Annotated in this window: 16 protein-coding genes; 8 read left to right on the top strand and 8 right to left on the bottom strand. The window is 69.2% G+C overall.

Translation table 11 applies throughout. The features are described 5' to 3' along the window. Positions 1-160: 160 nt before the first annotated feature. On the top strand, positions 161-3,460 hold the full coding sequence (locus tag OXN85_14865) for a PDZ domain-containing protein (protein ID MCY3601246.1): 3,300 nt from the start codon (positions 161-163) through the stop codon (positions 3,458-3,460). 54 nt (positions 3,461-3,514) lie between these two features. Here OXN85_14865 and OXN85_14860 read toward each other — a convergent pair whose 3' ends face one another. The 3 genes from OXN85_14860 to OXN85_14850 all read right to left on the bottom strand — a co-directional run bounded on the left by OXN85_14860 (position 3,515) and on the right by OXN85_14850 (position 6,157). Then, a complete protein-coding gene (locus OXN85_14860; GenBank protein MCY3601245.1) occupies positions 3,515-4,147 on the bottom strand; it encodes a hypothetical protein in 633 nt (210 codons plus the stop codon). A 95-nt stretch (positions 4,148-4,242) separates the two neighbouring features. Continuing rightward, positions 4,243-4,992: a heavy metal-binding domain-containing protein gene (locus OXN85_14855; GenBank protein MCY3601244.1), complete on the bottom strand. Its 750-nt coding sequence runs from the start codon at positions 4,990-4,992 to the stop codon at positions 4,243-4,245. A 37-nt stretch (positions 4,993-5,029) separates the two neighbouring features. Continuing rightward, entirely contained in the window at positions 5,030-6,157 is a 1,128-nt protein-coding gene (locus tag OXN85_14850) for a peptidyl-alpha-hydroxyglycine alpha-amidating lyase family protein (protein ID MCY3601243.1), read from the bottom strand. 195 nt (positions 6,158-6,352) lie between these two features. Between OXN85_14850 and OXN85_14845 the strand changes: the two genes are divergently transcribed. The 3 genes from OXN85_14845 to OXN85_14835 all read left to right on the top strand — a co-directional run bounded on the left by OXN85_14845 (position 6,353) and on the right by OXN85_14835 (position 8,925). Further along, entirely contained in the window at positions 6,353-7,204 is an 852-nt protein-coding gene (locus tag OXN85_14845; protein ID MCY3601242.1) for a hypothetical protein, read from the top strand. An 80-nt stretch (positions 7,205-7,284) separates the two neighbouring features. Next, entirely contained in the window at positions 7,285-8,310 is a 1,026-nt protein-coding gene (locus OXN85_14840; protein ID MCY3601241.1) for a hypothetical protein, read from the top strand. A gap of 96 nt (positions 8,311-8,406) precedes the next feature. Further along, the gene (locus tag OXN85_14835) at positions 8,407-8,925 is read left to right on the top strand and encodes a DUF6152 family protein (GenBank protein MCY3601240.1); all 519 of its coding nucleotides are present in this window, start codon (positions 8,407-8,409) and stop codon (positions 8,923-8,925) included. A gap of 54 nt (positions 8,926-8,979) precedes the next feature. Here OXN85_14835 and OXN85_14830 read toward each other — a convergent pair whose 3' ends face one another. The 5 genes from OXN85_14830 to OXN85_14810 form a co-directional block, all read right to left on the bottom strand. After that, entirely contained in the window at positions 8,980-9,480 is a 501-nt protein-coding gene (locus tag OXN85_14830; GenBank protein ID MCY3601239.1) for a hypothetical protein, read from the bottom strand. Continuing rightward, positions 9,480-10,034: a hypothetical protein gene (locus tag OXN85_14825; protein MCY3601238.1), complete on the bottom strand. Its 555-nt coding sequence runs from the start codon at positions 10,032-10,034 to the stop codon at positions 9,480-9,482. The genes OXN85_14830 and OXN85_14825 overlap by 1 nt, the downstream gene beginning before the upstream one ends. Before the next feature lie 12 nt (positions 10,035-10,046). Beyond that, entirely contained in the window at positions 10,047-10,625 is a 579-nt protein-coding gene (locus tag OXN85_14820; GenBank protein MCY3601237.1) for a hypothetical protein, read from the bottom strand. Positions 10,626-10,660: 35 nt separating this feature from the next. Then, entirely contained in the window at positions 10,661-11,746 is a 1,086-nt protein-coding gene (locus OXN85_14815) for an alpha/beta hydrolase (GenBank protein MCY3601236.1), read from the bottom strand. Positions 11,747-11,817: 71 nt separating this feature from the next. Beyond that, positions 11,818-12,408: a peptidylprolyl isomerase gene (locus tag OXN85_14810; GenBank protein MCY3601235.1), complete on the bottom strand. Its 591-nt coding sequence runs from the start codon at positions 12,406-12,408 to the stop codon at positions 11,818-11,820. A gap of 126 nt (positions 12,409-12,534) precedes the next feature. On the opposite strand from OXN85_14810, the gene OXN85_14805 reads away from it, so the two are divergent. The 4 genes from OXN85_14805 (at position 12,535) to OXN85_14790 (ending at position 17,889) form a co-directional block, all read left to right on the top strand. Then, positions 12,535-13,926, top strand: coding sequence for a Gfo/Idh/MocA family oxidoreductase (locus OXN85_14805; GenBank protein MCY3601234.1), 1,392 nt, complete (start codon positions 12,535-12,537; stop codon positions 13,924-13,926). Next, the gene (locus tag OXN85_14800; GenBank protein MCY3601233.1) at positions 13,926-15,305 is read left to right on the top strand and encodes a DUF1080 domain-containing protein; all 1,380 of its coding nucleotides are present in this window, start codon (positions 13,926-13,928) and stop codon (positions 15,303-15,305) included. Before OXN85_14805 ends, OXN85_14800 begins: the two co-directional genes overlap by 1 nt. A 31-nt stretch (positions 15,306-15,336) precedes the next feature. After that, positions 15,337-16,746 (top strand): hypothetical protein, encoded by a 1,410-nt coding sequence (locus OXN85_14795; GenBank protein ID MCY3601232.1) that lies wholly within the window; start codon positions 15,337-15,339, stop codon positions 16,744-16,746. A gap of 72 nt (positions 16,747-16,818) precedes the next feature. Beyond that, a complete protein-coding gene (locus tag OXN85_14790) occupies positions 16,819-17,889 on the top strand; it encodes a hypothetical protein (GenBank protein MCY3601231.1) in 1,071 nt (356 codons plus the stop codon). Positions 17,890-18,114 lie beyond the last annotated feature (225 nt).

Genomic DNA, 18,114 nt, shown 5'->3' with positions numbered 1-18,114 from the left:
AGGCCCGACGCGGGCGGGCAACCACGCGACCAAGGTCGATACGGTGTCGACACGGAGTCGATACGGCTGGCCGCCGGTACCGGTTTCGGCGTCTCCGCACGTACAATCAGGCGGCGTTCACGGCTCGACTCGAAAACCATCCCGGATTGCGAAGGCTCCAATGAAGGCAAGTTCGAAGGCACATTCACTCCTCCTCCCGGCCATGCTCCTCGCGGCCTCGTTCCGTCCCGCCTGGGCACAGGATGCCGCCGGCACGCTCATGCTCGCGCAGCCCGCGGTCAGCGCGGACCGGATCGCGTTCACGTACGCCGGGGACCTGTGGACCGCGGGCATCGATGGGAGTTCGCCGCGCAGGCTGACCTCGCACGCGGGTTTCGAGTTCAACCCGCGCTTCTCGCCGGACGGCGAATGGATCGCGTTCAGCGGCGAATACGACGGCAACACCGATGTCTTTCTCGTGCCCGCGGAAGGGGGCGTGCCCGCCCGGCTCACCTGGCACCCGGGAGCCGATGTCGTCCAGAGTTTCACGCCCGACGGGTCGGCGGTGCTCTTTTCGTCGGGACGCAACGCCTACACGGGCCGCCACCGCCAGTTGTTCACGGTCGCGACGAGCGGCGGACACCCCGAACAGCTGCCCATTCCGCACGCGTTCAAGGCGACCTATTCGCCGGACGGCGCGAAGATCGCCTACACGCCGCTGTACGAAGCCTTCACGCAGTGGAAGAACTACCGGGGCGGGACGACGACGCGGATCTGGATCTACGACGTGGCGGACCATTCCGTCGTGCAGATTCCGCAGCCCGAAGGCCGCTCGAACGACACGGACCCCATGTGGATCGGGGACCGCGTCTACTTCCGCTCGGACCGCGACGGGGAGTTCAACGTCCATGCCTATGACACGGGGACGGGGCACGTCTCGCGGATCACCGCGCACGAGGACTTCCCGGTGCTGAACGCGTCGGCGGGCGGCGGCCGGATCGCCTACGAGCAGGCGGGGCGGTTGCACCTGCTCGATCCCCGCTCGGGCGCGAGCGACCCCGTGCCGGTGCGGGTCGCGACGGATCTCCTGGAGGTGCGGCCCCGCTACGCCGGCGGCGAGAACTTCGTCCGCAACGCGAGCCTCTCGCCCTCCGGCGCCCGCGCCGCCTTCGAGTTCCGGGGCGAGATCGTCACGTTGCCGCGCGACAAGGGGGACGACCGCAACCTCACGCAGTCGACCGCGGCCCATGAGCGGAGCCCCGCCTGGTCGCCCGACGGAGAGTCGATCGCCTGGTTCTCCGACGCCTCGGGCGAATACCGGCTGTACGTGGCTCCGCAATCGGGTGCATCGGGCGCGGGAGAAGCGCGCGCCTACCCGCTCGACGGCGCCGGGTTCTACGCGGACGCGGTGTGGTCGCCCGACGGCACGAAGATCAGCTACACGGACAACTCGCGGGCCGTGTACTGGATCGACCTCGCCTCCGGGGACACGCACCGCGTGGATGCCGACGCGATGTACGGGCCGCTGCCCCCGCCCTCGCACGCCTGGTCGCCGGACTCCCGCTGGCTCGTCTACACGCGCAACAACGAGACCAACATCCGCACCGCCTACGTGCACCTCCTCGAAACGGGAGAGACGAGAGCCGTCACGGACGGGCTCAGCGACGTCTCCGAAGCCGTCTTCGACGCCGGCGGCAAGTACCTCTATCTCACGTCCTCCACGGACGCGGGCCCCGTCGTCCAGTGGTTCGCCCAGTCGAACAACGACTTCGACATGACGAACGCGATCTATCTCGCGGTCCTCGAGAAGGGAACGCCGTCCCCGCTGGCGAGGGAAAGCGACGAAGAGGCCGGGGACGAGGCCGAACCGGAGGCGGGGGGAGCCGGCGATGCGGAGGCAGCCGGCGATGCGGACGAGGTCACCGTCCGCATCGACTTCGACGGGCTCGACCAGCGGATCCTCGCCCTGCCGTTGCCCGAAGCCGGCTACGCGAACCTGCAACCCGGCGACCCGGGCCAGCTCTTCTACGTCCGAAGCGAGACGGCCAGCGGGTTCGGAAGCCCCGGTGCCGGCCCCAGCCTCCACCGCTTCTCGCTCGCCGAGCGCGAGGCGGCGACGGTGGTCGGCGGCACGCGCTTCTACGACCTGTCCGCAGACCGCAGGAGCGTGCTGTACGCGACGTCCGGCGGCTGGTTCATCGGCAACGCCGGCGGGACGGACATCGGATCCGGCGCGGACCGGCTCCGCGTCGCCGACGTGCAGGTGAGGATCGCCCCGCGCGCGGAATGGCGTCAGATCTACGATGAGGCCTGGCGGATCAACCGCGACTACTTCTACGACCCGAACATGCACGGCGCGGACTGGCCCGCCATGAAGGAGAAGTACGCCGCTTTCCTCCCCCACCTCACCTCGCGGGCCGACCTCAACCGGCTCATGACGTGGCTCCATTCCGAGATTGCGGTGGGGCACCACCGTGGCGGCGGCGGCGACTTCCTGCACGAGACGGACGACGTGCCGGGCGGCCTCCTGGGCGCGGACTTCGTCGTCGAAGAGGGGCGGTACCGGTTCGAGAAGGTGTACGGCGGTCTCAACTGGAATCCCGGACTCCGATCCCCGCTCACGGAGCCGGGGGTCGAGGTCGAGGCGGGCGAATACCTGCTGGCGGTCGAAGGGGTCGCGCTCTCCGCGCCGGAGAACCTCTACAGCCGGTTCGAGAACACGGCCGGCCGGATCGTTTCGATCACCGTCGGCCCGTCGCCGGACGGGACGGGGTCACGCACCGTCGACGTCGTGCCGGTGGCGAACGAGGGCGCGCTGCGGAACCGCGACTGGGTGGAGGGCAACCTCGCGCGGGTCGACGAAGCCACCGGCGGGCGCGTCGCATACGTATACGTGCCCAACACGGCCGGCGCGGGACACGAGTACTTCAAGCGCTACTTCTTCCCGCAGACGAACCGGGAGGCCGTGATCATCGACGAGCGGCACAATGGGGGCGGCCAGATCGCGGACTACTACATCAACATCCTCCGGCGGCCCTACATGTCGCACTGGGCGATGCGCTACGGGGCCGACCTCGTCACGCCGCAGGGCGCGATCCCGGGCCCCAAGGTGATGCTCATCGACGAGAACGCCGGTTCCGGCGGGGACATGCTGCCGTGGATGTTCCGCAAGCTCGAGATGGGCACGCTCATCGGGCGCCGCACCTGGGGCGGGCTCGTCGGCGTCCTGGGGTTCCCGATTCTGATGGACGGCGGGTCGATCACGGCGCCGAACCTCGCGATATGGACGGAGGACGGGTTCATCGTCGAGAACGTGGGTGTGCCGCCGGACATCGAAGTGGAACAGTGGCCGGCCGAGGTGATCGCGGGCGTCGACCCGCAGCTGGAGAAGGCGATCGAGGTCGTGCTGCAGCAACTCGAGGCGTCACCGGTGGCGACACCCGAACGGCCGCCCTTCCCGATCCGCGTGCGGCGACCCTGACCGAGGCCGCCGGCGCGGGCCACTCACCGTGGGCCCGCGCCGGCGCGCCCAGCGTCAACGGCAGGTGGCGGGATCGACCGAGATGGTGACGGCTTCGGCGGTCACCGAGTTTCGGTTCATCCGCCAATTGATCAACGCGTTCGCCCCCAGCCGTCTGGCGTCGGCGATGACTTTCTCGAGGGCTCCGCGGAGTTCAAGGCTCCCGGCCCGCCTGCCTCCTTCCACGGCCATCGTATCCGACGTGACGGAGTACATGGAAACTGTCGCCTGCACCTGGCCGTGTTCCTCTTCCTTCGGACAGCGGTCGATCCCGCCCCACCCCGGGTCGCACCGAATGAGCCGCGAATGCTGGAGGTTGATCTGGTTATCCGTGGTGCCGACGAAACAGGCCCAGATCCGGTCGTCGCCCGCGCCGACGCCAGTGAGAGAAAAGCCAAGGTCCAGCCGTGTGATCTCCTCCGTGAGACTCACGGCGACGGCAGCGCCTCCAGTCCCCAGGAGCGCCGGTTGCAGCGAGATCTCGACGCCGAGCGGCACATAGCACAGCGTGTAGCTGCCGTCCAGCGCCGTCTGTCCCTCCCTCCGCCCCTCCTGGCCGTCGTGCACCCAACTGGCGATGACGGTCGCGCCGGGGAGTCCCATCTGCGTGGCTCCGTCCGAGACCAGTCCCCACAGCGCGCCCGTCATCTCCGGCGAGTCCGGGCATACCTCGTTGACTTCCTGAGCAACCGCCGCAGGTCCCGCGAAAGCGAGCGCCGCCGCTCCCGCGGCGATCCTTCCCATCAGCGGCAGCTGGTAGGATCGACGGAGATCGTGACCGCCTCGGCGGTGAGCGAATTCCGGTTCATCCGGACATTGATCATGGCGTTCGCCCCGAGCCGCGCGGCGTCGGCGACCAGCTTCTCGAGGGCTTCGCGAAAGTCCGAACTTCCGGCTATTTCGTCCACGCGGTCCTCATCGTCCGCTGACAGGCCGCCGCCCGTCATCGTCGCCTGCACCTGACCGTACTCCGCTTCCTTCGGACAGCGGTCGATCCCCGCCCAGCCCGGGTCGCACCGGATGAGTCGCGTATTCTGGACGTTGACCTGGTTGTCCGTAACCCCACCGAAGCAGGCCCAGATCCGGTCGTCGTTGCCGCCGCTACCGACGGCGGAGAGGGAAAACGTGAGGTCCAGGCGGGTGATCTGTTCCGTGAGACTGGCCGTGATGGCGGCCCCTCCCGTGCCCATGAACACCGGCTGAACCGAGATCTCGACGCCGAGCGGCACGTAGCACAGCGTATAGCCGCCGTCCAGCGCGGTCTGCCCTTCCATCTGTCCCGACTCGCCGTCCCTTTCCCAGCTCGCGACGACGGTGGCGCTGGGCAAACCCATCTGCGTGTCCCCGTCCGAGACCAGTCCCCACATGGCGCCCGTCATGTCCGGCGAATCCGGACACACTTCGCTGAGTTCCTGGGCGACGGCGGCGGATCCCGCGAAGGCGAGCGCCAACGCACCCACCGCCATCCCCGAAGCGAATCTTCTCATCGTCATCTTCTCTTCCCTCCTTCAGCAGCCCTGCGTCGATTGCTCATCGGTTGCCAGTGTACTTCGTGACTCCGCCCTCGGCGGCGGCCCGCGAGTTCGGTCCTTCCGCAGCATAAACGTTCCCGTCCGCATCGACCGCGACGCCCTCGCCGGCCTCGCCCTGCGGATCGTCGGATTCGTGCGGCGGGATGAAGGCCGTGACCCGGTCCTGGGAGGCGTGGCCGATCCGAACGCCGGTCAGCCAGTCCGAGTGCTGGTTGGGGTTCGACTCCGAGTCGATGGCATAGACGTTGTCCGCGTCGTCGATGAAGAGTCCGCTGACGCGGCCGAACTCGTAAAAGATGTCGAGCAGGTTCCCTTCCTGGTCGAAGACCTGGATGCGGTGGTTGCCCCGGTCCGCGACGAAGAGGCGCCCCCGCGAGTCCATCTCGAGCGCGTGCGGGGTCCGAAACTCGCCCGGCGCGTCGCCGATCACGCCCCACTCCATGAGGTATTCGCCTTCGGGCGAGAACTTGATGATACGGCCGGTGGACCCCTCCGGAGGGTTCGCGTTCTGTCCGCTGTGGCCGTCGGAGACGAAGATCGACCCGTCCGGAGCCGTGATCACGTCGCACGGCTCGTTGAAGAAGGTGCCGGGCTCGCTGCTCCGAACGCCCATCTCCCCGAGCATCATGAGCACCTCGCCTTCCGGCGAGAACTTCACGACGGTATGCCCCTTGTCTTCTGTCCCCTGGGAGTCCGTAACCCAAACGTTCCCGTCCTCGTCCACGTGGAGCCCGTGCGGAAGCACGAAGAGGCCAGCACCGAAGCTGGCCAGGACCTCGCCCGTCTCGCGGTGGAACTTGAACACGGGGTCGACGATGTTCTCCGCACACCCGCCGGAGAGCGCGATCCCGCCACAACGGTCGTAGGCCCAAATGTGGCCGTCGATGGGGTCGATATCGATGCCCGCCGTGGAGCCCCACGTCCGGCCATCCGGGAGCGGCGCCCAGTCCTTGATCACGTTGGGCGTGGGGTTCGGGAGACCCGCCGCCGCCGGATCCGTGACCTCCTCGGCCGGATCCATCATCTCATCCTCCGCCGCGTCCTCCGCGCCGCAGGCCGCGATGCCGAGGAACGCGGCCCCCAGTGCGGTCAAGTGTGCCAGTCCGGTTACGCGCAGGTTCTTCATGTCTCCTCCCGGTCGTTCAGTGTTGCGCAACCCGTACCCCGCCCTGCGTCGACCCGCCTCTCAAAATGTGCCTCCGCCCCGCCGATCTGGCCAGAGAATGGGCCGGGTCGCAGTTTCGACCCGACGCACGCGGAACGGTCAAACCGGAGGTCGGTGCCGATGGCGAACTTCCCGAGGAGGCGCGAGCTACGTCGCGTGGAGCGAAACCGCTGTCGCGGGAGGCGTGTCCTGTGCGCCCTCCTCGTCCTGGGGCTCGGAACGGTCGCCGCCTGCACGCCGGACGACGGCATCCCGCGAACGGCCTCGGGACATCCCGACTTCAACGGCATCTGGGCGGCGCTCGGAAATGCGTACTGGGACGTGGAGCCGCACATGGCGCGTCCCGCGCTCGCCATGCAGGAAGGCCCCGTCGTGCCCGTCCCCGCCAACGAGGTCGTGGCGCTCGGCGCTGTGGGATCCGTGCCGTCCGGGCAGGGGATCGTGGTCGGCGGGAGCATCCCCTACCTCCCGGAAGCCCTGGAGCGGCGCGACGAAAACCGCGAACGCTGGCTCGAGCGCGACCCCGAGATCCGCTGCTACCTGCCCGGCGTCCCGCGCGCGAACTACATGCACCTCCCGTTCCAGATCTTCCAGAGCGAGTCGAAGTTCTTCATCGCCTACGAGTACGCCGGAGCGGTCCGCGACATCTATCTCGAGGATCCCGGTCCCCCCCAGGTGGATGCCTGGATGGGGCAGTCGGTGGGGCGCTGGGAGGAGGACACCTTCGTCGTCACCGTGAACGGGTTCAACGGCCAGACCTGGTTCGACCGGGCCGGGAACCACCACAGCTACCGGCTCACGGTCACGGAACGGTGGACGATGCTCGGGCCCGACCACCTGATGTACGAGGCCACGATGGAGGACCCCGAGACGTTCTCCGAGCCGTGGACGATCCGCCTGCCGCTGTACCGAAACGTGGATCCCGACGCGAGGCTGGGGCAGTTCAAGTGCGTCCCCTTCGTGGAGGAGTTGATGTACGGACACCTCCGAAAGAACCCGATCCGGTAGCCGGGCGGCCCGTGGCAAGCCCCGCGTCAGCGCCGATGAGGTCCGCGAGTCGTCGACCGTGCCCGCGGGGACGCCCCGGCGTGCTGGCGCTCGCGGCCCTGCTCGGCGCCGCCGCGTTCTCCGCGTGCGACGGGGCCGGCGGCCGTCCGGGGGAAGGCGGGGATGGATGGGTCGTTCCGCGGACCGCGGACGGGCATCCCGATCTGCAGGGTGACTGGACGAACGGGACGATGACGCCGCTGCAGCGCCCGGAGGGCGAGGCACTCGTGCTCACGGCGGAGGAGGTCGCGGTCCGCGAGGGGCGGCGCCAGGAGTACATCGACGACCGAAACGCGCCCAGCGACCCGGACCGCGAGGCCCCGCCGGTGGGAGGAGACGGTTCCACGGGCGCGGCCGGCGGCGTCGGCGGCTATAACTACTTCTGGATCGATGCGGGCGACCGGGTCGCGGTGTTCAACGGCGAGCCCCGAAGCTCGCTCCTCACGTACCCGGAGGACGGTCGCATCCCGGCTCTCACTCCCGAAGGCCGGCGGCGGCGACTCCAGGCCTACGGGCGGCTGGCTGGCGCGTTCGACAATCCCGAGAACCGCCCCGTCGGCGAGCGCTGCATCCTCTCCTTCGGCTCCAACGCCGGCCCGCCGATGCTGCCGAACTACTTCTACAACAACAACTACACCATCGTGCAGACGTCCGATCACATCATGATCCTGACGGAGATGGTGCACGACGTGCGCATCGTCCGCATGGGCGAGCCGAAGCCGACCGGCGATGGCGTGCGCCCGTGGTTCGGCGAATCGTGGGGGCGCTGGGAGGGAGACACGCTCGTCGTCCGCACGACGAACCTGAATCCGGACCAGATGGCTGCCTACGTGTACCTGTTCGGCCCCGGCTCGGAGCGGATGACCGTGACGGAGCGCATCACGCGCGCGGACGAACACACGATCCACTACGAGTTCACCGTCGAGGACCCGGACACCTTCGTCGAGAGCTGGGGCGGGGAAGTTCCCTTCACGCGCCTCGACGGCCAGCTCTACGAGTACGCCTGCCACGAGGGCAACTACGCCCTCTCCAACGTCCTCAGCGGCGCCCGCGCCCAGGAGCGCTAGCCGTCGCGGGAACTCCCCGGCGGCTGTTACTTTGGAGCGAGGATGCAAGAGCGTCGTCGTGGCGCCGGATTGTGGGTTGAGACACGGGTGAGATCGATGAGGAAGCTGCCTCTGTACCTCCTGGCGGGCGGGGTCGCGCTGGCCGCCGCGGCGCCGCTGATCGCGCACCACGCCTTCGGGGCGGAGTTCGACCGGAACGCCCCCATCCGCCTCCGGGGCGCCGTCGTGCGGCTCGAATGGGTGAACCCGCACACGTGGATTCACCTCGAGGTCGAGACCGATGCCGGATCCGAGGTCTGGATGGTCGAGGGCGGCACGCCGAACACGCTCCTGCGCCGGGGCCTCCAGCGGGACTGTCTCGCGCCCGGCACCGAACTCATCGTGGACGGCTACCAGGCCAAGGACCACTCGCTCAAGCGGGCCAACGGCCGCGACGTCACCTTCACCGACGGCAGCAAGTTCTTCATGGGTTCATCCGGCGCCGGCGCCCCTCCCGGCGGCGCGCCGCGACCCAACGATCCCGCCTACGACGCCAACCCCTGCCAGCCGCCCCCCGGCTGGGAAGGCGAGATCGTCGAGGTCACCAGCCACAGCATCCTCGAGGAGCACAACTAGCGCTCCCGGTCGGCGTCCGCACGCGGGATCCGGAGCGGGATCCGGGGAAGGGCTTCAGGCGGAGAAGCCGATCCAGCGTCCCGCGGCGGCCACCGTGAACCACAACCCCAGCGAGATCGCGGCGATGAGCCGCGTGCGCCAGTTCGCGCGACCCGGGGCCGCGGCGACCACCCACTTCCGGGTTCCGAAGGTGAACGCGAGCGCGAACGGGAGCGAGATCATCTTCACCCAGAAGGACGTGTTGTAGTAGCACTTCACGGCTTCCGACAGGAACAGCGGAATACCGGTCAGGAACATCAGTCCCACCCCCGCGAGCAGCCAGGGGCGCGCGTGCCGCACGACGTTCGCGATCGGCTGCCGCGTGAGCCCCTTCCCCAGGAGCCGGAGATCGGCGAGCAGCACCGCCCCGCCCAGGAGCCCGAGCCCCAGCAGGTGGACGGCCTCGATGATGGGGAAGGCCCAGATCGATTCACGCACGGCCGTCCCGATGGCCGTGTTCTCCAGCCGCTCGAAGAAGGGGAGCCACGCTTCCGGCGCGAACTGACGCCCGCCCATCAGTCCCCCGCCACGGGGCAGCCCGCCGCCCAGTTCACCCAGCCCGGCTGTCCCGGAATGTCACAGTCGAACCAGTTGTAGGCGATGAGACGGCCCGCCACGATGATGAGCGCCCACGCCGCGAGCGAGATGGCGCCCGCCGCCCGCGCCCGTCCCGGAAGAACGGGCAGGCGTTCCCACTCCATCACGCGGCGGTGGATCCCCCGGTGAAAGACGAAGGCGTTGAGTCCCGCAACCACGAACAGGAGCACCTTCAGTCGAAAGAAGATGTTGTGGTAGTAGCGGACCGGGTTCGAGTAGAAGATGAGAAGCCCGGTGACCACCATGACCGTGAATCCGAGCCGGGTCCACGGGAGCAGCCGGCCCGTGACCTCCGACACCGGCACGCGCCGCATCGTCCAGCCCAGGAGCCGGAGGTCGTTCATCATCACGGTGCCGAAGAAGAGGGCCACGGCCAGGACGTGGGAGGATTCGATGAGCGGCCACGCGAGGGTGGATTCCAGCAGGGCCACGCTCCAGGGGGTGTTCCCCAACCACTCGAGGAATCGTTCCATGGGCCGGAGAGCCTAGCGTCCGTCCCCGCGGTCCGTCGCGTGCGTCGCGGGCGCGCCGGGATCGGGATCCGGAGCTTCTTCACGCGCCGGAGCTCCTTCGGGTCCCGGAGCGCTGTGGGGATCGCTCGGCCTGAGCGTTTCCGCCGCGTAGCGGGCGTGGCAGTCGCGACAGGCGTAGTAGACCTCCGCGCCGGCGTCGAACACGGCGTCCGGGTTGCGGCGGTCCACGGCGTCCAGCGCCAGGCGGCCCGCCTCGACCATCGTCCGCGAGTGGGCCATCCAGTCGCCGCGGTCGCGCGCGCGGCCGTCCATCATCATCAGGTTGCCCGACTCGGCGAGGACGAACGCGGCGTTGCGGAGCGAGGTCCAGTCCTCCTCGGTCAGGGGCCGGAACTGGTGGACGCCCGCTTCGGTGAGGACCTCGCCCACGCCGTCCCAGTAGGCCTCCGCCGCCGGCTCCATTACGGAGACCATCAGTTCCTGCATGTCCGCGACGGGGACCGGGCGCTCCGGCGCCTCCCCGGTACAGCCGGCGGCGACCGAGAGGGCGAGGAGCGGCAGCGTGAAGGGAGGCAGCCTGGAGTTCTCCATGGCGGAGGAACCTATTCGCGCCGTCGGCGCCCGCGCTACGAACCCCGCCGCCGCCCGACGTCCGTTTCCCGCCACGACGGATCGGCGGGCTCGTCCGGGTCGGAGCGCAGGAACCGGACCAACTCCGCGTGGAAGCGCTCCGGAATCTCGAACTGCGGCGAGTGCCCGACCTCGGGGAAGATCACGAGTTCGGCGTTCTGCAACTGCTCGGCGACATTTCGGGCGAGCGCCGGGTAGTCGGCCACGAGGCGGTCATCGGCGCCGCCGATGACGAGCGCTTTCGTCGCGATGTGCTGCCACTCGTAGACGACGGGATCCTCGTAGAGAATCGCGCGCTGCGCCGCCCGCACCCGCGCCATGCGCGGCCAGTCTCCGCTCAGCGTGAGGCCGTACTGGACCTTCACCCACTCGAGGTACTCCGGGCGCCAGCCGTTCGGGTAGTACCGCATGTGCCCGCGCAGGACCGACTGATACGTCGTCCCGTTGAGCACCGAAGCGTAGTTCTCATCCGCGTCGGTCCACCCCCGGCCGGGACGGGAGTCGGTGAGGCCGATCTGGTTCACCATGGCGACGTGCGTCGTCGCCTCGGGATACGTCGAGGCGAACCGCGTCGCCACCATTCCGCCCATCGAGTGTCCGACGATCGCGGCGCGCTCGACTCCGAGCGCGTCGAGCAGCCGCTTCGCGTTCCGCGCGGGGATGTGGAGGTTGTAGTGGATGATGGGTTTCGAGGAGCGGCCGAAGCCCAGCCGGTCGATCGCGATCACCCGGAACCCCGCGTTCCGCAGCGCCTCGATCGTGGGCCGGAACCCGGCCGCGAAGAAGTTCATCCCGTGAAAGAGGACGACCGTCTGTCCGTTCGGGGCGCCCGCCGGAGCCACATCCATGTACGCGAGCCGATAGTCCTTCCCATAGACCTCGACGTCGAGGTACGACACCGGGTGCGGATAGGGGACGTTGCTGTAGTCGATCGCCGTCGCCTCCCAGTCGGCCGGCGGTTTCGCGGGCGGCTCGCTCTGCGCCGAGACGGGTCCGGCGGCGGCAAGGACGGTCGCGGCCGCTACGACCGTCGTGGCGGCGAGAAGCCGGCGGCCCCTCCGCCTCCGGCGTACACGGTCCAAGGGGCGATTCCCGGTGTGGTGGGCGATCGGCATCGGGGTCCTCCCTTCCCAAATGGTTGCCCGGAAGATCCTCACTCCTTCCGGTATGCTCTCGTGATTCGGACGGGTGGGGTGAGTTGTTGCGCGTCGTAGGGGGCCTGGTGGATTGCGCGCACCACGTCCATGCCGGCCACCACGCGTCCGAAGGCGGCGAAGCCCTGGCCGTCGGGGTTGCGCATACCGCCGAAGTCGAGCGACGGCTGGTCGCCGATGCAGATGAAGAAGCTCTGCGTCGCGGTGTCGGGGCCGCCGCGCGCCATCGAGACCGTCCCGTCCTCGTGCCGGAGCCCGGTCTCGGAGGTGCGTTCCAGCGGGATGGGCGGGAAGGACTCGGCGTCCATCTCCGGGTTCCGCCCGCCCTGGACGACGGCGATCCGGATGGAGTCGTTGGGCTGGTTGTCCGCGTGCACGGTCCGGAAGAAGGTGCCGCCGTCGTAGAACCCGCCGTCGACGTAGCGGAGGAAGTTGGCCCCGGTGACCGGCGCGCGGTCGATGTCCACTTCGAGTTCGAAGCCGCCCATCTCCGTCTCGACGGCGACGAGGACGGGGTCCCCGGACGCGGCCGGGACGGAAGCGACGCCCGCAACTCCCGCACTGAGCGCCACGATGGTGGCCACAATCATCCATCGAGCCCAACGTGTTCGCACGCCTGCCCTCCTTTTGCTGACGGGATCGACACAACCTTACGTTTTCGAGCCAGCCCCGGGCGAACCTCGCCCTCGAACCCACGGGATGAATGTGTATCCGACATGAGCGAAGAAAAGAGAGACCGCCGGAGCTTCGTCAAATCCGTGGCCGCCGGCACCGTGCTGGCCGCGGGCGCGCCGTCGCTCCTGGCCGGAGCGGAGCCCGGCCCTCGGAGCGGACCCGCCGTCCGCCGCACGCTCACGCGGGAGCCGGAAACCCGTCGCGTGCCGCCGTCCGACGACATCGGCCTGGCCGTGATCGGCGCCGGCGGGATGGGCATGGCGGACGTCTCCACCGCGTTGCGTATTCCCGGCGTGAGCCTTGTGGCCGCCTGCGATGTATTCGACGGCCGGCTCGAAGCCGCGCGCGAGCGGCACGGGGACATCTTCACGACGCGCGACTACCGGGAGGTGCTCGCCCGTGACGACGTGGATGCGGTCATCGTGGGCACGCCCGACCACTGGCACCAGCCGATCTCCGTCGATGCGCTCCGCGCCGGCAAAGCCGTCTACTGCGAGAAGCCGATGGTCCACCGGATCGAGGAGGGGCACGATCTGATCGCGGCCGAGCAGGAATCCGGGTCGGTCTTCCAGGTGGGCAGCCAGGGGATGAGTTCGCTCGGCAACGAAAAGGCGAAGGAACTCTACGAGGAAGGGGCGATCGGCGAACTCAACTACGCGGAGGGATTCTGGGCGCGCAACGACCCCATCGGGGCGTGGCAGTACCCGATCCCGGCCGGGGCCTCCGAGCAGACCGTCGACTGGAAGGGCTTCCTCGGACCCGCGCCGGACCTGCCGTACGACCCGCTGCGGATCTTCCGCTGGCGCAACTACCGCGACTACGGGACCGGCGTGGCGGGCGACCTCTTCGTCCACCTCTTCTCCAGCCTCCACTTCGTCGTGAGTTCGCGTGGCCCGACCCGGATCCAGGCCGCGGGGGGGCTCCGCTACTGGAAGGACGGGCGCGAGGTGCCGGACGTGCTCCTGGGCGTGTTCGACTACCCGGAGACCGAGACGCACCCGGGCTTCAACCTCTCGCTGCGCGTGAACTTCGTGGATGGGACCTCGGGCACCACCTTCCTGCGATTGGTGGGAAGCGAAGGGGCGATGGACGTGACGTGGACCGAGGTGATCCTCCGAAAGAATGTCGCGGTCGACCCGATGGACGCCTTCTCCCAGGAGAAGATGGCCGAGGCCGCGGCGTCGGCGGACGGGCTCCCGCCACGGGTCCGGATGCTTCCCCCGGCCGAAGTCCGGTACGAGGTGGAGCGAGGATATCGCGGCGCACACGTCGACCATTTCTTCAACTGGTTCGAGGCGGTTCGCGGCGGCCCGGCCGTGCGCGAGGACGCGACCTTCGGGCTGCGCGCGGCCGCCCCCGCGCTTGCCTGCAACCTCTCCTATTTCGAGGACCGCATCGTGCACTGGGACCCCGACGCCATGAGGCTCGTCTGATGCCCGCGCCGCGCCGTCGGCTCCGCGCGCGACTACGGGTCCGCGCGCCGCTCGCACCCCGCGCCCCCCTCCTCACCGCGCTGGCGGCGGGGCTGGCGCTCGGCTGCGAGCAGCCCCCCGAGACCCCCGCGGACACGGGGGAGACCGACGCGGCCGAGTCGGCGCCGAACACGCTGACCGCGGCCGAACGCGAGGCCGGCTGGCGCCTCCTCTTCGATGGCGAGACGACAGCCGGCTGGCGTGGCTACAACCTGGAGACCTTCCCGGACACCGGGTGGGCGGTGATCGACGGCGCGCTCGTCGTGGGCGCGACCGCGACCGACCCCGACGTGGCGATCGGCGGCGACATCGTCACCACTGAATCGTTCTCCGACTTCGATCTGAAGTTCGAGTTCATGCTGTCGGAGGTCGCGAACAGCGGCGTCCTCTACCGCGTGATCGAGGAGGAGGGCGCGGCGATCTGGTTCAACGCGCCCGAATACCAGGTGCTCGACGACCCGGCGTACATCGAGATGGGCACGATGGACATGCACACGCACCTGACCGGCGACAACTACGACCTGCACGCCTCCGGCGAGAAGACGCTCCGCGGGCCGGGTGAGTGGAACGAGGGCCGGATCCGCATCCAGAACGACCTCGTCGAGCACTGGCTGAACGGGACGAAGACGGTCGAATACGAACTGGGCTCCCCCGAGTGGGAGGCGCTCGTCGCCGCGAGCAAGTTCGCGCCGTATCCCCGCTACGGGCGTGCCGCGTCGGGGCCGCTCGGCCTCCAGGACCACGGGCGCCACGTCTGGTACCGCAACATCCGTATCCGTCCCCTCGAACCCGTCTCCCTGTTCAACGGCGAGAACCTCGACGGCTGGCGCGTGCACGGGACCGAACGCTGGTACGTGGCGGACGGAGAGCAGGGCGGGGAAATCGTGTGCGAGAGCGGCCCGGACGCCGAGTACGGCTACCTCGTGACCGAGGCGACGTACCGCGACTTCGACCTCACCGTCGAGTTCAAGCAGGAGGCGGACGGCAACAGCGGCGTCTTCCTGCGCTCCAGCGTGGAGGGGACGACCGTGAGCGGCTGGCAGGCCGAAGTCGCGCCCCCGGGCCTCTTCACCGGCGGCATCTACGAGTCGTACGGCCGCGGCTGGCTCGTGCAGCCCGACCCGGAACTCGACGCCGCGCTCCGCATGGGGGACTGGAACACGATGCGAATCCGGGCCGACGGCGACCGTGTTGAGACGTGGTTGAACGGCATGAAGATGGTGGACCTGGAGGACGAGCAGATCGGAGAGGCCGAGGGTTCTATCGCGCTCCAGATCCACGACGGCGGGGGCATCAAGGTCCGCTGGCGCAACCTGAGGCTGACGAACCTCGGCAATTGATTTGAACCGGCGCGTCGTCGGAGGAGACGAGATGAGATTCTGCTGTGCGGCATTGATCGCGTTGCTGGCGGGTTGTGGGGGCGAGACCGGGGGGTCGGCCGCTCCGCCTCCCGACGAAGACCGGCCGCTGGCGGCCGATTTCGAGGACGTGTACCGGATCGGAGGGATCGCGGCGGAGGGGTGGGACGCGTTCACGGAGATCGCGGACCTGGACTTCGATGCGGCCGGCCGGCTCTACATCCGCGACGAAGCCGCGTCTTCCACACGCATCGTGGTCGTGGACGGAGCCGGAGGCCTAGTGGCGGAGTTCGGGCGCCGGGGCGACGGGCCGGGCGAGCTTCGCGACGTGGGGCACATGGTGGCCCGGCCCGGGGGAGGGGTCGTGATCGTCGACAACGGTCACCGCGCCTATCTCCTGTTCGGCCCGGACGGGTCGTTCGAGCATGCGATACGCTTCGCGATCGAGGGCGCCTCCGAGACCGCTTCGGCGGAGGCCGTGCGCGCCGCCCGGGAGGGGGAAACGCTGTTCCTGACCCGAAGCTCGGACGCGCGCATCAGCAACGGGCAAATGTCCGTCCAGGCCGGCGACCGCACCATCTACCGCATGTCACTCGCCGAGGCGGGAGAGGCCGATGCGGAAGAGGCCGCCGCGGTGCCGTTCGCGGAAGGGTGGGAGGCGCAGCCGGAGCAAGACATCACGATGGAGGCGGCGGACCCGTCGGACATGTTCGACGCTTTCGGCGACGCGTTCATGGGGTTCGTGCCGGACCTCGTGTTCGATGTCCTCCCGGGTGGTGGCGTGGCGTATTCGGATTCCTCCGCCTACGCGATCAAGATCCAGCCGGCCCCCGGGGCTCCCCTCCGTGTCGTCGGCCGCCCCCTCCACCCCGAACCCGTCACCGAGTCCCTTAGGGAGCGCGCCCGGACCCGAATGATGGAAGCTCTGGAAGCCTCGGCTACGGGACAGGTCAACGGCCAGTCGTTGGACGATCTTCCGCCGGAGCTTCGCGCCCAGGTGGCGGCCATGGTGGAGGAGATGGTGGACGGAATGCGCGACGCGGTGGCGAACGCGGGCTTCATGCCGGAGGTGCCCATCGTGCGGGATCTGCGAACGACCTGGGAGGGGGGGGTCTGGGTTCAGCGCTGGGGGAGCGACCCACTGGCGCAGATCGATGCGCAGGTCGCACCCTCGGGCGGAGGCTCCGAGGGGGAGGAGGCGCCGGCCGGCTGGATCGATGTCTTCTCGCCGGAGGGCGGGTACATGGGCACCCTGTCGCTGGAGGAGACGCCCATGCCCGACGCGTTCGGGCCCGGCGGCGTCGTCGCCTTCGTGGAGACGGACGAATTCGACGTCCCGACGATCATCCTGAAGCGGCTGCCGCCGACCATCCCCCTGGAGTTGGGGTCGCCGGCTTCGGGCGCCGCGGGCGGGGATCGTTAGCGTGGCGTTTGACCCGGTCTTCGCCCGTTGCGTACCCTTTTGCCAAAGAGTCCTCCCGCAAGGAGCGATGTGATGCCGCACGCGACGCGGATCGTGTCTTTCGCCCGGAGATCTTCCGTTCTGCCGGTCCTCATGTTGCTCTGCGCCACCGGAATGGCGGCGCAGGACGGCGGGCCCGCCGCGACGGCGCGCCACGCTGCGACAGGGGCGTCGGGCGTCGAGGCGGACGACGTGACCTTCAGCCGCGACATCGCGCCGATCCTGCAGCGGGCCTGCGTCCGCTGCCACCGCGACAACGGCGTCGCCCCGATGCCGCTCGTCACCTATGAGGACGTCCAGCCCTACGCGAGCATGATTGCGCGGCGGACCCAGATCCGGGACCGGGCCGGCGCCATGCCCCCCTGGTACGTCGAGAAGGACATCGGCATCCAGCACTTCAAGGACGACATGTCGCTCGACGAGCGGGAGATCGAGGCGCTCGACGCCTGGCGCCGCGCCGGCACGCCCGAGGGCGATCCCGCCGACCTGCCGCCGCCGCTCGAGTTCGACGACGACGTCGTGTGGGCCGCGGGCGAGCCGGACCTGATCGTCAAGCTCCCCGAGGTCGTCGTGAAGGGCGACGCGCCCGACTGGTGGGGGGACATCGAGAGCGTGCCCACGGGTCTCACCGAGGACCGCTACGTGAAGTCCGTCGAGATCCGCGAGGTGAACGACGTGCCCCAGCGCAGGGACGGGGAGCACGGCGGTCGCCACACGGTCGGCGGCCGCTTCGTCGTGCACCACATGATCTGGAGCACACGCGTGCTCGAGGGCCAGGAGACGGGTCCCGGCTCGCGCCGCGCCTCTACGGACACGGGCTGGCCGGTGCACGAAGTCGGCCGCGAGCCCGACCTCTTCGACGAAGACGCGGGCCGCCTGCTCCGGGCGGGCTCCTCGGTGGTGTCGAACTCCGTCCACCTCCATTCCAACGGCCGCGACACGCGCGCCCACCTCGAGATCGGCTTCCGCTTCCATCCGGAGGACTACGAGCCGAAGTACCGGCGGAGCGTCTTCGGCCTCGGCAACGGAAGCGACATCGATATCCGGCCCGGGGTGGCGGGGCAGGAACTTCACGCCTACAAGGTGCTGGACCAGCATTCGTGATCCCATTCGGAACTGTTGTGGTTGTTGAACTTACGGGATTCTGCGGGCGGTTTCCCGCCGTTCGGTTCCCGCCGAGTCGATTTCAGCCCCGCGCCCTCCGGCGGCTCCGGATCGCCTGCCTGAGTTGGGCCTCGTCGGGCTGCTGGTAACAGCGCAGCACCGTCTTGGCCGCCTTCCAGCCTCCGAGCTCGCAGAGCACCTTGAGGGGCAGGTCCATCAGGTCGC

Source organism: Candidatus Palauibacter australiensis (genome assembly GCA_026705295.1).
Lineage (GTDB): Bacteria > Gemmatimonadota > Gemmatimonadetes > Palauibacterales > Palauibacteraceae > Palauibacter > Palauibacter australiensis.
The sequence above is the reverse complement of the archived record's forward strand: the minus strand, read 5'-3'. Positions and strand labels throughout refer to the sequence as shown.